Annotated in this window: 16 protein-coding genes; 2 read left to right on the top strand and 14 right to left on the bottom strand. The window is 31.0% G+C overall.

Going from position 1 to position 14,823, the window contains the following annotated elements; translation table 11 throughout:
- Positions 1–4 precede the first annotated feature (4 nt).
- The 14 genes from SR62_RS00320 to aspA all read right to left on the bottom strand — a co-directional run bounded on the left by SR62_RS00320 (position 5) and on the right by aspA (position 13,038).
- Positions 5–790: a ParA family protein gene (locus tag SR62_RS00320; RefSeq protein WP_002851697.1), complete on the bottom strand. Its 786-nt coding sequence runs from the start codon at positions 788–790 to the stop codon at positions 5–7.
- Positions 787–1,440, bottom strand: a complete 654-nt coding sequence (locus tag SR62_RS00315; RefSeq protein WP_002892566.1) for a biotin--[acetyl-CoA-carboxylase] ligase — start codon at positions 1,438–1,440, stop codon at positions 787–789. Before SR62_RS00315 ends, SR62_RS00320 begins: the two co-directional genes overlap by 4 nt.
- Positions 1,403–2,320: a methionyl-tRNA formyltransferase gene (gene fmt / locus SR62_RS00310; RefSeq protein ID WP_002892567.1), complete on the bottom strand. Its 918-nt coding sequence runs from the start codon at positions 2,318–2,320 to the stop codon at positions 1,403–1,405. The genes SR62_RS00315 and fmt overlap by 38 nt, the downstream gene beginning before the upstream one ends.
- Before the next feature lie 73 nt (positions 2,321–2,393).
- Positions 2,394–3,149, bottom strand: coding sequence for a glutamate 5-kinase (proB, locus tag SR62_RS00305; protein ID WP_002892568.1), 756 nt, complete (start codon positions 3,147–3,149; stop codon positions 2,394–2,396).
- Positions 3,150–3,271: 122 nt separating this feature from the next.
- Complete coding sequence (gene obgE, locus SR62_RS00300; RefSeq protein WP_002892569.1) at positions 3,272–4,309, bottom strand: GTPase ObgE; 1,038 nt, start codon at positions 4,307–4,309, stop codon at positions 3,272–3,274.
- Between the two features lie 108 nt (positions 4,310–4,417).
- The gene (rpmA, locus tag SR62_RS00295) at positions 4,418–4,672 is read right to left on the bottom strand and encodes a 50S ribosomal protein L27 (protein ID WP_002800974.1); all 255 of its coding nucleotides are present in this window, start codon (positions 4,670–4,672) and stop codon (positions 4,418–4,420) included.
- 10 nt (positions 4,673–4,682) lie between these two features.
- A complete protein-coding gene (gene rplU, locus SR62_RS00290) occupies positions 4,683–4,991 on the bottom strand; it encodes a 50S ribosomal protein L21 (RefSeq protein WP_002778820.1) in 309 nt (102 codons plus the stop codon).
- Positions 4,992–5,149: 158 nt separating this feature from the next.
- Positions 5,150–6,340: a CsgG/HfaB family protein gene (locus tag SR62_RS00285; RefSeq protein ID WP_002892570.1), complete on the bottom strand. Its 1,191-nt coding sequence runs from the start codon at positions 6,338–6,340 to the stop codon at positions 5,150–5,152.
- Positions 6,341–6,349: 9 nt separating this feature from the next.
- The gene (locus tag SR62_RS00280) at positions 6,350–7,702 is read right to left on the bottom strand and encodes a hypothetical protein (RefSeq protein ID WP_002892571.1); all 1,353 of its coding nucleotides are present in this window, start codon (positions 7,700–7,702) and stop codon (positions 6,350–6,352) included.
- An 81-nt stretch (positions 7,703–7,783) separates the two neighbouring features.
- Positions 7,784–8,407 (bottom strand): penicillin-binding protein activator LpoB, encoded by a 624-nt coding sequence (gene lpoB / locus SR62_RS00275; protein ID WP_002851945.1) that lies wholly within the window; start codon positions 8,405–8,407, stop codon positions 7,784–7,786.
- A gap of 23 nt (positions 8,408–8,430) precedes the next feature.
- A complete protein-coding gene (locus SR62_RS00270) occupies positions 8,431–8,799 on the bottom strand; it encodes a DUF1425 domain-containing protein (protein ID WP_002854396.1) in 369 nt (122 codons plus the stop codon).
- Positions 8,800–8,808: 9 nt separating this feature from the next.
- Positions 8,809–10,170 (bottom strand): COG3014 family protein, encoded by a 1,362-nt coding sequence (locus tag SR62_RS00265; protein WP_038400824.1) that lies wholly within the window; start codon positions 10,168–10,170, stop codon positions 8,809–8,811.
- Positions 10,171–10,277: 107 nt separating this feature from the next.
- The gene (locus tag SR62_RS00260; protein ID WP_002892575.1) at positions 10,278–11,615 is read right to left on the bottom strand and encodes an anaerobic C4-dicarboxylate transporter; all 1,338 of its coding nucleotides are present in this window, start codon (positions 11,613–11,615) and stop codon (positions 10,278–10,280) included.
- Between the two features lie 16 nt (positions 11,616–11,631).
- A complete protein-coding gene (aspA, locus tag SR62_RS00255) occupies positions 11,632–13,038 on the bottom strand; it encodes an aspartate ammonia-lyase (RefSeq protein ID WP_002851742.1) in 1,407 nt (468 codons plus the stop codon).
- Positions 13,039–13,308: 270 nt separating this feature from the next.
- Here aspA and ung point away from each other — a divergent pair, with 270 nt between their 5' ends.
- Positions 13,309–14,004, top strand: coding sequence for a uracil-DNA glycosylase (ung, locus tag SR62_RS00250; RefSeq protein ID WP_002854281.1), 696 nt, complete (start codon positions 13,309–13,311; stop codon positions 14,002–14,004).
- 119 nt (positions 14,005–14,123) lie between these two features.
- Positions 14,124–14,819, top strand: coding sequence for an aspartate/glutamate racemase family protein (locus tag SR62_RS00245; protein WP_002893390.1), 696 nt, complete (start codon positions 14,124–14,126; stop codon positions 14,817–14,819).
- The last annotated feature ends 4 nt before the right edge of the window (positions 14,820–14,823 follow it).

The following is a 14,823-nucleotide window of genomic DNA, read 5'->3' as shown; positions in this document are numbered from 1 at the left end:
ATAATTATCCTAATATAGAATACGCCAAATTTTGATAAGCAACAGAACCTGGCGATTTAATATCATAAAGAATTATAGGCTTTCCAAAACTTGGACTTTCTGCAAGTTTTACATTGCGAGGGATCACAATAAAGTCATCTTCGTTTCCATTAATAGTAAAAAGTTGTTTTTTAAAATTTTGTTTCAAATCATCTACAACATCTTTAGAAAGATTATTTTGAGAGCTATACATTGTCGGTAAAAATCCACGAACCCTGAGTTTAGAATTAATAGTTTTTTTGATAATTTTAATTGTATTTAAAACCATAGCTACACCCTCAAGCGCATAAAATTCACACTGTATAGGGATAATTACACTATCGCTTGCTGCAAAAGCATTTATAGTAATACTTCCAAGAGCAGGTGGAGAATCAATAATAATAAAATCATACTCATCAATCACTTCTTGAATTTGATTTTTAAGCAGCATTTTTTTCTCATTATTTTCACCTTTAGCAAGCTCTTGTTCTATACCTACAAGACCTATATTTGAAGGAGCTAAATGAAGTTGTGGCAATTCTGTTTTTAAAATAATATCTGAAAGCTTTTTTCTTCCTATAAAAACATGGTAAATATTATACTCATAATTATTACGATTAAAACCAAGTCCTGTAGTCGCATTAGCTTGCGGATCAACATCAATCAAAAGTACTTTTTTTTCAGCCACAGCTAAAGAAGCGGCTAAATTTACTGCTGTTGTAGTCTTTCCTACCCCACCTTTTTGGTTTGCTATTGTAATAATTTCGCTCATCTTAAACTATACACCCTTTTATCACCTAGTAAAATTGAACCATCTTCATACAAAAAAGAATTTTCAAGTGAAAAAACTTTACCTTCATGATGGACGCTAAATTTTCTTGATTTTTCAAATTCTAACATATACTTGCTAAAAATATTCTTCCATAAAATTTTTTTTTCTACTTTTTGCAAAAACTCACTCACTAAATCTTTAAGCGAAATTTCTATATCACATAAAGCTGTATTTTGGGGTGCAAATTTAAGATTTAAACCCATACCGCCTATGATAAAATTTGAAATTTTAGCACTTATAACTCCTCCAGCTTTTTTATCATCTAAATATAAATCATTAGGCCATTTAAGCCAAATTTTAGAACCTTTTTCTTGTAAAAGTTCTTTAAGTAAATAAGCAAAATAAATACTTACAGAAGCCAAAGGCAAATCTTTTGGCAAATCTTCTTCTTTAATACAAAAAGAAAGATGTAAATTTCCTTTAGAGCTTTGCCAAGAATTTTCCCTACTTCCAACTCCATTTGTTTGTTCTAAAGCATAAATAGCAAAATTTCCATCAATCTTTCCATTGCGTATTTGCTCGCATAAAAAAAGATGAGTTGAATCTATACTTTCAACACAAACTATCTTCACTTTTAAGCCTTTTTCCATTTAAATAAGTCCTGCCATCAAGAGCTTTTTTTCCACTTTCTTGAAGTTTTTTAATACGCAAAATTCCTTGTTTGCAAGCAAGCAAAAAACTTTCTTTTTCTAATTCTAAAATTTCACCCATCTTAGCATTTTGTTTTAATTCATCCACAAGTTCAAGCTCTAAGAATTTAAGTCCATTTTCCAAGAAAACTCCAGGCCAAGGGGTAAAAGCTAGATATTTTTGATAAAGTTCTCTTGCATTTTGCAAATTTATAAGCCCATCTTCTTTTTTGATTTTTCTACAAAGTGTTGCTAGACTTTCCTCTTGTTTTTTAGGGGTGATTTTATCGAAATTTAAAAGAGTAGAGAGGATGAGCTTAGCGGCCAAATCTGCTAAAAGTTCAAAAACTTCACTTGAATTTTTATCTTTTATATCACACTCTAAGCTTTCAAGTATAGCACCTGTATCAAGCCCTTCTTCCATGAGCATGGTGCAAACTCCACTTTTTTCATCTTTGTTTAAAATCGCACTTTGGATCGGACTGGCACCACGGTATTTTGGAAGTAAAGAAGCATGCAAATTCACACAAGGTACTAAATCCAAAATGGCTTTAGGTAAAATTTTTCCATAGGCAGCAACCACGATAAAATCAGGATTTAAATCCTTAATCTCTCTTATAATATTTTCATCTTTTAAAGAACTTGGAGTAAAAATAGGAATGCTAGGATAATTTTGACTTAAAAAAGCCTTAGTATCACTTGGAGTTAAAATTTGCTTTCTACCTACAGCTTTATCAGGCTGGGTAAAAAGTGCTACGAGTTTAAAATTTTCATTTTCTACTAGTGCTTTTAAAATACAAGTTGCGTAAGATGGAGTACCCATAAAAATAATTTTTTTCATTTTTTCGCTTTGTGTGAAATTAAAAATTTTAATTATAGCTTATTTGATTTTAAAAGAGAATTTAATAAATTAATCACTCAAACAAAGTTCCGCCTATTTGTTTATTTTCTAATAAAAATGTCTTTGCCACACTTAAATCAAAGCCACTTGCTAAAAACATTTTTTTATTGTGTTCAAGTAAAAATTTAGCTGCCTTAAGTTTGGTTACTATACCACCCGTTCCGTGCTCACTACCTGTTTTTATGGTTGCTTGTAGCCATTCTTCTTTAATATGAGTGATTTTTTCTAAACGCTTTGCATCACTAAATTCACTAGGATTTTTATCATAAAATCCATCAATATCACTTAAAATCACAAGCAAATCCGCATCAAAAAAATGCGTAGCATAAGCACTTAAGCTATCATTATCACCAAAGACAATTTCTTCTATAGCTGTAGCGTCATTTTCATTGATGATAGGTAAAATTCCTAAATTTATCATCATATCGATAGCATTTTTTGCGTGTTTAGTAGCTTTTCTAGAGTCAAAATCCTTACCTGTAAGTAAAATTTGTCCGCCTAGTTTGTTAAATTTGGCTAAAAGTTCATTATAAACACTGATTAAAAAAGGTTGTCCAATAGCGGCTAAAACTTGTTTATTAATGAGGTTTTTTCTATCGATATCTAGTTTGGTGTGTCCTGCTGAAATAGCCGCTGAAGTTACTAAAATCACTTCATATTTTTCCATGAGTTTAGCTAAAAATGCGACTAAATTTTTAAGACGCTCAAAACTTAAAGTGTTTTCTTCGCTAATCACATGAGAACCCACTTTAACAACTATTCTTTTCATGCTTATTCCTTAAAAAATTTTTATAATTTTAGCCAAAATTTCATATAAACTAGTTATTTTTTGAAAAAATAGGGAGTGTTTGAAATTTTTAATATAAAACACTTCCTAGATTGTTAAAATTTTTATTTGTTATTTCTTAAAGTTTTAATTTCTTCTAAAAGCATGAATTTAAGTTCTTTAAGTCCTGTTTTTTCAAGGCTTGAAACTTTGATTAAAAAGCTTTGTGGGTTATTTATTTCTTTGAGATAATTTTCTAACTCATTAATGTTTAAAGTAATTTGCTCGGCAAATTCTTCTCCTAAATTAACACTATCACTTTTTGAAATCATGATACCAAATTTACGCCCAAAAAGTTCACTGGAAAATTTTTCAAGTTCTTTTCTTAGTACTATAAACTGTTCTTTTAAAGGCATTTGCCTCATAGGATCTAGTACGAAAAGCAAAAAGCTCGTTCTTTCTATGTGCTTTAAAAAGGCAAGTCCTAAGCCTTTGCCTCCACTTGCTCCTTCGATAATCCCTGGAATATCAGCCATAACAAAGGAATTATACTCATCTACATCTACGAGTCCAAGTTTTGGAGTAAGGGTGGTAAATTCATAATTTGCAATTTCAGGTTTTGCATTTGAAACAACGCTTATAAGAGTAGATTTTCCCACATTTGGAAAGCCTACAAGCCCTACATCGGCAATAAGTTTAAGCTCAAGTCTGACTAAGCGACTTTCTCCTTTTATACCAGGTTGTGCGTAATCAGGACGTTGATTGGTAGCATGTTTAAAATGAGTGTTGCCAAGTCCGCCTTTTCCACCTTTTAAAAAAAGCTCTCTTTGTCCTTCTTTGGTAAGATCGAGTAAAATTTCATTAGTTTGTGCATCGATAACTTGCGTTCCTTCGGGTACTATAAGTTCTAAATTTTCACCTTTTTTGCCATTTTTATTGCGTCCCATTCCACCAGCACCATTTTGTGCGCGTAATTCTCTTTTGCCTTTGAAATTTACAAGAGTGTGGGTATTATTATCACATACGAAAATAATATCGCCACCATTTCCACCATCTCCCCCATCAGGGCCACCAAGTGGAACATGTTTTTCACGACGAAAACTTACAGCACCTTTACCACCATCGCCTGAAGCTAAAGTAATTTTAACACTATCAATAAACATTTAAATTGCCTTTGATTTTAAATTTATAAAGCTAAATTTGAGTAAATAAAAAGAAGTTAAATTTATAAATTTAAAGTTTTCAAGACGCTAAAAAAGCGTCCTAAAAACTTATGCAGGGTATACAGAAACTTTTTTTCTATCTTTATCTTTTCTTTCGAATTTTACAAAACCATCAATCAAAGCAAAGATAGTATGATCTTTCCCCATACCTACATTGTTACCTGCATGAGTTGCAGTTCCTCTTTGGCGGATGATGATATTTCCAGCTCTAACAAACTCGCCACCAAATTTTTTAACACCTAAACGACGACCTATAGAATCGCGGTTATTTTGAGTTGAACCTTGACCTTTCTTGTGTGCCATTCTTTACTCCTTAAGCTTTGATATCTTTTACTACAACGCGAGTAAATTGTCTTCTAAAACCGCGTTTGAGTTTAGAATCTTTTCTGCGTCTTTTTTTGTAAATCACAACTTTTTTATCTTTTCCGTGATTGATCACTTCCAAAACAACTTTTGCACCTGCTACGAAAGGCGCACCTACCTTTAATTCTTTATCATTGATAGCAAGAACTTCGCTTACTTCAATACTTGCTTTGCTTTCAGCTTCAAAGTGATCTAGTTTTAGCTCATCGCCAACACTTACTTTGTATTGCTTTCCGCTGTGTTTGATAATAGCATACATTGCTTTTCCTTATAAATTGGTAGTACCATAAAGCACCGCAATAACGGATTTAAAAGCTTTAGTGGTTTAATAAAATTTCGATTTTACAAAATTTTTCTTTAATTTTTGATGAATTTAAGAAAGGATTTAGAGTTTGAGAAAAATCAAACTCTAAAAATTTAAAATCCCAGATTTACTCCGCCACCTTCTTCGGTTTGATAATTTGCATCACGACCTATAGTGTATCCATTTCCACTATTACTACCAATTAAAGGTCTACAAATATCGCCCACTTTTACACTACCTTCTGTGATTTTTGCATAAGAAAGTTTAGGGCTTGTGCGAGTGATTTCAATACTTCCTGTTTTGCTTTCTACTCTTCCTATATTTTCTTTTGTATAAGTATCTTTTATAGCCTTGCCAAGAGCAAAACATTCATAAACATCACCTTGATTTAAGCTTTGAGAAAATACTACTTCATTGTTTTCAACGCTTGCAACTTTCAAAGGATAAATTGCATTTAAAATATCTCCTGCAATACGATTTGCAATTTGTTTGAGTGCAGCTTCATTGGCACTAAGACTATTGTCTTTAAGATTGACTTTCATACTTAAAGTATTAGAAAATTTAATTTGTCTTGTAGCAAATAAAAGCACACGATAATCTACGATAACTTCAATTTCAGTTTTGCTTTTTCCTGTTAAATTGCTTGTTTTTTGTTTACCTTCAAGTCCTGAAATAGAAAACAATAAAATATAATCTGTTGCTAACACATTTTTAAGTTTATAAACTTCATCGCTAGCTGCGTCGCCACTTTTGATTAAAGCTTTTTCCATTTCATAATAGCCACTAGAATCACGGTCTAAAACATTAAATTTACGACTTTGCAATAAATCAGAAATGATTTTTTGTTGCAAAGCTGAGCCTATACCTCTTTTTGCAGCATCTGGAGTAGAATCAAAAACAGTAATACTTCTTCTATTATCTGCACTTAAACCTGGAGCTTGATACTTTTTTGTTGTTGTGGTTTTTTTAATCACAACTTTAACATTAAACCCGTCATTGGTTTGGATTTTAGAAATCACTTCATAAGAGTCAAAACTACCTTTTGTAGCACAACGAATTTCATCATTGAAGCTTTTTTCTAAATTTTGTCCATTTTTGTCTTTTGTACTTTTAGTTTTAAAATTTGTACTTTGACTTAAACTACCACCATACATACGAGATATGGCATCAGCTAAAGCTTTACCCACGGCTTGTTCGTAAGTAACACCATAACCTTCTCCTTGTGCTTGTTTTGTCGTGCTAGTGGTGACAACTTTAGCATTTAAAAATGCAAAAAAAACTAGTGATACAAATAAAACTCTCATTGATTTTCCTTAAAAATCATCTACATCAAGGTTTGATGAGTGTTTTACACTAGGTATAACTTTTTTTGGTGTGCTAGATTTTGGTGTTGCCCCATAGTTTGGATCAAATCTTTTATTAGCAGCTTCTATACTGTCCATAGAATAATAACGTATCGCACCTACTACTCTATAATCCCCCTTATCCACACTCCAAATTCTAGCATCTTCAATTCCTAATAAACTCATACTTGAATCAGCACTGAAATCTTTTGACATTTCTTTTATTAATGAAGTTTGAGGTCCTGTTTTTTTTGTATTGTAATTAGTAGTATCTCCTTGAGCAACAGCTTTAATCATAGCTTTTTTTATTTTTTCTTTTGTTGAGCTATCTTTAATGTTTGCTGATACCGAAGAAGATAAAAACGATGATATGAAAGCATCTGCTCTGCCTTTAGCACGCTCTTCTTCCTCTTCTTGATAATCTGCATTCATTCCTTCTTCTTTTATGAAAGAAGACATACCATAAGCTAAAATTGCTGGACGACAATTTTCATTAAAAAAGTATTTTATACCCAAATGAGAAAGCAATGCATCATCATCCATAGCATCAGCTATATCATCAGGATTTTTGCATTGTTCTTTTTTATCTGTAGGTTTTGATTGATGTCCTTGTTTTAAATCTCTAGCAAGTTGTAAAGAATTTGGCGTAGTATAAGCTAAAACACCTACTTGATAGCCATCTTCATCATTTACTATAAAAGTTTCATAAGGAATTAATCCTGTAATTTCATCCATGGCAGTTTTTGTAAAACCTTGATTATAAGTGTTTTCAAAAATTTTATCTTCAAGTTCTGCTACAAATTTAGAATCTTGTTTTTCAGGTGGTAGTTTTTGCGCAAATTCAGATATAAGCTTACCTATAAAATCAAAAATTTTATCCGCATCTGCTTGTTTTTCTTGTAATTTTTTTAGTTCTACATCTGCTTTTTTTTGCATTTCTTGATTTAATTTATCATCAGGAATGGTTTTATGAAAATAAGATAAAGTTTCTTTAACAGCAATTATCCCTGCTTTTGATAAAACCATATTAGCTTTAAGCTTTAAAACAGCTTCGGAATAAGCAGTTGCTAAATAATCATAATATTGCGAATCATCAGGTCCTACATCAATAGAAGCTTTTGCAGTATAAACTACAGCTTCAGGATTTTTTCTTTTAAGAGCTTTGCTCGCTTTATTCATAAGATTTGATAAATTCTCTGTTTTAGGTTTTGTAACTGGTGTTTGTTCTGTTTGTTCTGGCTCAATAATCTCTACAGGCTGGGAACCTTGTGCATAAAGTAAACTTGCCATAACTAAAGAGCCGATAAATAATATTTTTTTCATTTCGTATCCTTTTAAAAATCATAAAAAAAGCCCAAGCTAAACACTTGAGCTAAAAATTTTATTCATAAATTAATTTTTATTTTACCAAGTAACTGATTTACTAGAACCGGTTTTATCAATAGTTTGTTCATCTTCCCAATAAACTAAACCTGATGTTAAATCAGTAAGTCTTAACAAGAAAAAGTATTCTACTTGAGTTTTACCATTGCTAAGTTTTACATTATCTTGTCTAATTTTACCCGCAAGAGAAAAATCAGGCGATACCAATGTCCCTTTTTTTGCTATGGTTTTTTGATTAAACTCATCATTATCTCTTAATTCTCTTACATCTTCACTCATGCTATCAAGTGCTCCGCCTGCAGCAACTGCTGAAGTTAGAACAAATTTACCTGATTTTCTTAATGCAGAAGTGATTTTTGCGGTAAGTTTTTCAGTATCGATTCTTTGCGGGGTATCATTCACAACCCTACCAATAGCAATAACCTTTCTTGTACCTGGTTTAATATTTGCAAAAGCAGGATCGCTTAACATACTATTTATCATAGTTTCAGCTGCACTTTCAAAATCTTGTCTATCAAGACCCAAGGTTAAAGCATCCCCTTTTTTCACCTGACTTGCCTTTCCATCTGTATAAGCTGTTTGCGCACAACCACTAAAAAGCAAAGCTCCAATAAGAGCTGTTCCTAAAATTTTTGTTTTTTTCATGATTTATCCTTCCTAAAATGAGATTAATTTTTTGCTTTAATTTCTAATCTAAAATCCTTCGCTCTTATATCAGATGCAAGTTTACGAAGAATCACCTCTTGTCCTGCTGGAATTCTAAGGGCTTGATAGTCCTCATTTAAAACATCTCTTAGCACAAAACCATCTTTATCTAACCAATCCACTTTATAAATTACATCTTTAGCAAAAGTACTGCGTAAAATCACTTCAAATTCTAAATAACCATTGCTATTTATACGCTTTTGAAACTGTTTTACTAAACTTTTTGGTAAATTTGAACCTAAAATTACAGTATTTTGATTTGAATTTATTTGATAACTTGGTGCACAAGCACTAAGTAAAAACATTAAAATAAATAAAATATTTTTTTTCATCTTTTAGCCTTATTTTTCCATGATAGCAACACTTGCGGGTAAATACGGAGCAAAAGAACGCACTATCACAAGAGCATTTTTATTTTTATCCAATGATTTTTGAAACAAAATATTGCCTTGTGGATCTTTGATTTCTAAATTTCCGTCGTTTTCTATTGTTGCTATGGCAATACTTTTTGGTAAACCTCTCCAAGAACGCACATCAGCTTTGTTGGTTGCAGCAGTTGCTACTGCTGTTGCAAGACTTAGCCATCCACCTGTAGAGTCATTATTTGCAACAGCTACATTTAAAGTGGTTTTAATTATAGTTTGAGCTAAGGCTTTAGCAATCATTGCAGGCATATTTATTTTAAATTCAGTAGCGACAATATTGTCTAAATCTACAAAATCATTTGTATTTTGACCATTTATATTTAAATTTGCAAAAGAAGCTTCCCTTTTTTTCAAGGTTTGTAAAGCAATATTTGTGCTAATAATTTTTTTATCCACTATAAAAGGTAAGGTTAAAGCAAATTCATCCTTAACTACACCAAATCCATTTTCATAAACTACAAAAACATATTTTTTAGCTTTTTTGACTTTTATTTTTGTGGCATATTCTTTAAAAATTTTAGCCTCTTTTTTGATAGTTTTGTTTTTTGGATAAATAATAGCTACTTCTCTAAATAAATCTGCAGCTTTTCTATAATCTTTATCCATAAAGAAAAATATTGAAGCAAGATAAGTCGCATAAGGATTTATGAAATTTTTTGTTGTATCAAATTCTTTAAATAAGTTGTCATATTGCTCTTCTATAACTTTTGAATTTTCATTCATATTTTTATCATAATTTTTATCTTCTTTTGCCTTATCTAAATCAGCACGATTTTTTTCAATTTCTTTAGCAAAATATTCTTTTGCCTTATCTTGACGCATTAAAGCACGATTAAACTCAACTCTTGCATTTTCATAATCATCTTCTTCCATATAGTTTAGAGCTTTATATATATTAACCATAATTCTTTCATATAAAGAACCATCATAATCTACTATAGTATCATTAAGCAAGGTTGTACCAACAAATTTAGTTGCTTTAGAGCCTACATTTTCTAAATCCACATCATATTTATAAGATTCTTCCGCAGCATCAAAAAATACATTACTTTTGTTAAAATCACCACAATTTCTAGCAATCAAACCTGCATTTAATCCTGTATAAATGACATCATCATTTTTTTTAATTTTTTCTAAATTTTGATTGAAAAAATCATCACCACAATATTTTTGTGTTAAAGCATTTTCAAATGTTGTATTTTGTTTAACCTGATTAACACAAGCTGTTAAAAAAAGGCAAACAATACCTGAAAAAATCAACCCAACTTTTATCTTCATTAAATTCCTTTCTTAAAGAAAATTAAAAATGAATATTATAGCGTAGTATATACTTAAAAACTAATGAAAAAATTTTAACCCTAGGAGAGAAAAACCTAGGGTTTGATTTAAATAAGCATAGGAGCTAATACAAAGCCTAATGCTACAGCAATTGCAATAGCTAAAACCCCTGGTATAAAGAATGAGTGATTAAATATAAATTTACCAATTCTAGTCGTTCCTGTATCATCCATTTGCACTGCACCTAACAAAGTCGGATAAGTTGGAAGTACAAAAAGTGCTGAAACTGCTGCAAAACAAGCTACAAGCATATAAGAATCATGCGGATTTGCTGCTGAAATTCCTAAAGCAGTGATAATTACAGGTACAATGGCCTTTGCGGTTGCTGCTTGAGAATATAAAAGCATACTTGCAAAGAAAAATGCAACTGCTAACATAGCAGGGGTTTGTTTAACCCAGTCGCCTGCTACTTCTTTAATAGAAGCTTCGTGTCCTGCAACAAAAGTATTTCCAAGCCATGCTACACCAAAAACACAAACACAAGCAGTCATACCGCTTTTAAATACACTAGTGTCAAGAATTTTACCTGGTTCAACTTTACAAAGCCAAGTGATCAAAGTTGCTGCAGTAAGCAAAAAGCTCATAATAGCTGCATCTCTTGGAACCACAACAGGATCAATCCATTTAATATTACTTGAAATTGCGGTTGCATAAAGTACAACTGCCAAAACAGTGATCAAGAAAATCACCACTGAAAGTTTAGCACCTGGTTTATCTTCGCCATGCAAAACAGCTCCTGCATCCTTTACAAGTCCTGCTTTTAATCGTTCTTGATAAACACTATCCTTACTCAAATCCATAGGAGTGATTAAACTCACTATAAAAGCTGCAAGCATACAAGCTACAAAAGTTGTGCTAATCCAAATTCCAATTAAAGTTGGATAATTCCATCCAAGTGGCTCTAAAACGCCGCTCATATAAACCACAGCTGCACTTACAGGAGAAGCAGTGATTCCAATTTGCGAAGAAACAACCATTAATGAAAGTGGAACACTAGGTTTTATGTTTTGAGATTTTGCAACATCAACTACAACAGGCATTAAAGAAAATACTGCATTTCCTGTTCCTGCTAAGATTGTAAGCAACCACCCACAAGCTGGAGCTAAATAATTTATAAATTTAGGGCTTGATCTTAAAATTTTTTCTGTCACCCTTACCATATAATCAAGTCCACCTGCTTGTTGCATAGCAGAAATTGCTGCAATAGCTGCAGCAATAATTAAAATAACATCCCAAGGAATATTACCAGGTTTCATACCTAAAACAAGTCCTAGTATAACTACACCTAATCCTCCAGCATAACCTATAGCAATACCGCCTAGGCGAATACCGATAAAAATCGCCCCAAGAAGGACGATTACTTGCAAAATTATCATTATATCCATATTAAATCCTAAAATGCTATTTTTTAGCTTCCATGTGAGGATTTAGCATATTTGATGGAGTTAAAATTTCATCAATTTGTTCTTTACTTAAAAGCCCTCTTTCAAGCGCAATATCAGCCACTCTTTTTCCAGTGTTCATTGCCTCTTTAGCTATAGAAGCTGAATTTTCATAGCCAATATAAGGATTTAAAGCTGTTACTATACCTACTGAATTATAGACGAAGTCTGAACAAATTTTTTCATTTGCAGTAATACCATCTATACATTTATCAGCTAAAGTATACATTGCTTTTTCTAGCATTACAACAGAATTAAATAAGCTATATGCTACAACTGGTTCAAAAACATTAAGTTGTAATTGTCCACCCTCACAAGCAAAAGTTACAGTTACATCTGCTCCAATAACAAAATAACAAACTTGATTAACTACTTCAGGAATAACAGGATTTACCTTACCTGGCATGATAGAACTACCTGGTTGCATTTTTGGAAGATTAATCTCATTAAGACCACATTTTGGACCACTACTTAAAAGTCTTAAGTCATTACATACTTTAGAAAGTTTTGTTGCAACACGTTTTAAAACACCTGAAATTTGTACATAAGCTCCCGTATCTTGAGTCGCCTCGATTAAATCCTCAGCCACAGTATATTCAAAACCTGTCACTTCTCTTATTTTTCTTTCTACAACCTTCGGATAATCAGGATGAGAATTAATTCCCGTTCCAATAGCAGTTCCACCCAAATTGATCTCTAAAATCAATTTTCTAGCTTCTAATACTCTTTGTATATCTTCACCTATCATTACGGCAAAAGTTTTAAATTCACGACCTAAAGTCATAGGTACAGCATCTTGCAGTTGGGTTCTACCCATTTTAAGAACATCTTTAAATTCTTCAGCTTTTCTCTCATAAGCTTTTTTTAGATGTTCCATAGCTTTTGCCAAATCGCTTAAATAATCATGCAAGGCAAGGTGTAAAGCTGTAGGATAAGCATCATTAGTACTTTGACTTAAATTAACATGATCATTTGGATGAAGATATTGGTATTCACCTTTTTTATGACCCATAAGTTCAAGTCCTATGTTTGCTATAACTTCATTAGCATTCATATTTGTACTTGTTCCAGCACCTCCTTGGATCATATCTACTACAAATTGATCATAATACCCGCCTTCTAAAATTTTATCGCACGCTTTAATAATCGCATCTTGGATATTTTTATCCAAAAGACCTAATTCATGATTTGCCATAGCTGCAGCTTTTTTTACTCTAGCCAAAGCTCTAACAAAGCGAGGAAAATCTTTTAATCTATCATGAGAAATATCAAAATTTTCAACAGCTCTAAAAGTTTGCACTCCATAATAAACCTCATCAGAGATTTCTAATTCCCCAATAAAATCATGTTCTTTTCTTGTTCCCATTTTGAACCTTTCATAAAAGTATTTTAATTTAAAATCAAAAATTTTTGATTTAAATCATAAAATAATGATATTGCATTTTTAGTTAATAATTGGTTAATAAGAAAACTACTTTCAAATACAATAAATTAAGTATTTTTATATCCTATTATGTCTTTATATTTAATTTTTATTAATATAAAAAATTTTATTTACTTTAAAAAAAATTAATATATTTTTGCAAGCTTTTTTGTTAGAATAAAATTTTTAATAATTTAAATAATTAGGGATAATATGGAAGAAATTACAATAAACATAGATAAGATTAAAATAAATGATGACTGGAAAGAATTTTTAAGAGACGAATTTCAAAAAAAATATTTTCTAGAAATCAAAAAACAATACCTAAATGCGATTAATCAAAATATAATTATTTATCCACCTGCAAATTTAATCTTTAATGCTTTTAATTTATGTCCTTTAAAAGAAATTAAAATTATTATCCTAGGACAAGATCCTTATCATCAACCAAATCAAGCAATGGGGCTTAGTTTTTCGGTTCCAAAAAATGTAAAAATCCCACCAAGTCTTAATAATATTTTTAAAGAATTGCAAAATGATTTAAACATCACTCCAGCAAAAAGCGGAGATTTAAGCTCTTGGGCAAAACAAGGAGTTTTGCTCTTAAATTCTATTCTTAGCGTTGAAGCAAATAAAGCAGCTAGTCATAGTTCGTGGGGTTGGCAAGAATTTAGTGATGCTATAATACATAAATTAAGCAATGAAAAATCAGGACTTGTTTTTATGCTTTGGGGAAATTACGCAAAAAGCAAGGAGATTTTGATTGATAATACTAAGCATTTGATTTTAAAAGCAGCCCACCCAAGCCCTTTAGCTAGAACAGGATTTTTAGGTTGTAAGCATTTTTCAAAGGCTAATGAATTTTTAAAAAAAGTTGGTAAAATTCCTATAGATTGGAAAATAGTTTAAAAAATTATTTTAAATTTTAATAAAAATATTAAAATATATTTATTTATTTAAAAATAAATCATATTTCTATGAAATATATTGTAATAAAATAACTCAAAAATTAATTCTTAAGGAGAAAAATGAAAACCATTGGTATTATAGGCGGAATGAGTTTTGAAAGCACTATTACTTATTATAAAACAATAAATCAAGCTATAAATGATAAATTAAAATCTTTAAATTCTGCAAAAATTTTACTTTACAGTGTTAATTTTGAAGAAATAGAAAATTTACAAAGCCAAGATAAATGGCAAGAAGCTGCACAAATTTTGACTCAATGTGCTAAAAAATTAGAACTTGCAGGGGCTAGTTTTATAATAATTGCAACTAATACTATGCATAAGGTTTTTGATGAAATTCAACAAAATATAAATATCCCTATTTTGCATATTGCAAAAAGCTCTGCTAAGGCTTTAAAACAAGAAAACATACAAAAAATTGGTTTATTGGGTACTAAATACACAATGACTCAGGATTTTTATAAAAAAATGCTGATTGAAGAAAATATTAGCGTTATTACTCCTAGTGATGAAGATATAAAAATCGTTAATGATATTATTTTTAATGAGCTTTGCAAAGGTAAAATCAAGCAAGATTCTAAAGAAAAATATTTAAATATTATAAATAAACTACAAGAAAAAGGGGCAAAGGGAGTGCTTTTAGCTTGCACTGAAATTGGTTTATTAATATCCAAAAATGATACAAATATTAAAATTTTTGACACAAGCCTTATTCACGCCCTTGATGCTGCTAATGAAGCTTTAAAAGATTTATGATTAA

Source organism: Campylobacter sp. 2014D-0258, from assembly GCF_008000495.1.
GTDB classification, from domain to species: domain Bacteria; phylum Campylobacterota; class Campylobacteria; order Campylobacterales; family Campylobacteraceae; genus Campylobacter_D; species Campylobacter_D jejuni.
Note: the sequence above shows the minus strand (reverse complement) of the source record. Positions and strands in the feature narration are given on the sequence as shown.

Coding starts and splice junctions, on each gene's coding strand:
- SR62_RS00320 (WP_002851697.1), bottom strand. CDS start 790: ATGAGCGAAATTATTACAATAGCAAACCAAAAAGGTGGGGTAGGAAAG.
- SR62_RS00315 (WP_002892566.1), bottom strand. CDS start 1,440: ATGGAAAAAGGCTTAAAAGTGAAGATAGTTTGTGTTGAAAGTATAGAT.
- fmt (WP_002892567.1), bottom strand. CDS start 2,320: ATGAAAAAAATTATTTTTATGGGTACTCCATCTTACGCAACTTGTATT.
- proB (WP_002892568.1), bottom strand. CDS start 3,149: ATGAAAAGAATAGTTGTTAAAGTGGGTTCTCATGTGATTAGCGAAGAA.
- obgE (WP_002892569.1), bottom strand. CDS start 4,309: ATGTTTATTGATAGTGTTAAAATTACTTTAGCTTCAGGCGATGGTGGT.
- rpmA (WP_002800974.1), bottom strand. CDS start 4,672: ATGGCACACAAGAAAGGTCAAGGTTCAACTCAAAATAACCGCGATTCT.
- rplU (WP_002778820.1), bottom strand. CDS start 4,991: ATGTATGCTATTATCAAACACAGCGGAAAGCAATACAAAGTAAGTGTT.
- SR62_RS00285 (WP_002892570.1), bottom strand. CDS start 6,340: ATGAGAGTTTTATTTGTATCACTAGTTTTTTTTGCATTTTTAAATGCT.
- SR62_RS00280 (WP_002892571.1), bottom strand. CDS start 7,702: ATGAAAAAAATATTATTTATCGGCTCTTTAGTTATGGCAAGTTTACTT.
- lpoB (WP_002851945.1), bottom strand. CDS start 8,407: ATGAAAAAAACAAAAATTTTAGGAACAGCTCTTATTGGAGCTTTGCTT.
- SR62_RS00270 (WP_002854396.1), bottom strand. CDS start 8,799: ATGAAAAAAAATATTTTATTTATTTTAATGTTTTTACTTAGTGCTTGT.
- SR62_RS00265 (WP_038400824.1), bottom strand. CDS start 10,170: ATGAAGATAAAAGTTGGGTTGATTTTTTCAGGTATTGTTTGCCTTTTT.
- SR62_RS00260 (WP_002892575.1), bottom strand. CDS start 11,615: ATGGATATAATGATAATTTTGCAAGTAATCGTCCTTCTTGGGGCGATT.
- aspA (WP_002851742.1), bottom strand. CDS start 13,038: ATGGGAACAAGAAAAGAACATGATTTTATTGGGGAATTAGAAATCTCT.
- ung (WP_002854281.1), top strand. CDS start 13,309: ATGGAAGAAATTACAATAAACATAGATAAGATTAAAATAAATGATGAC.
- SR62_RS00245 (WP_002893390.1), top strand. CDS start 14,124: ATGAAAACCATTGGTATTATAGGCGGAATGAGTTTTGAAAGCACTATT.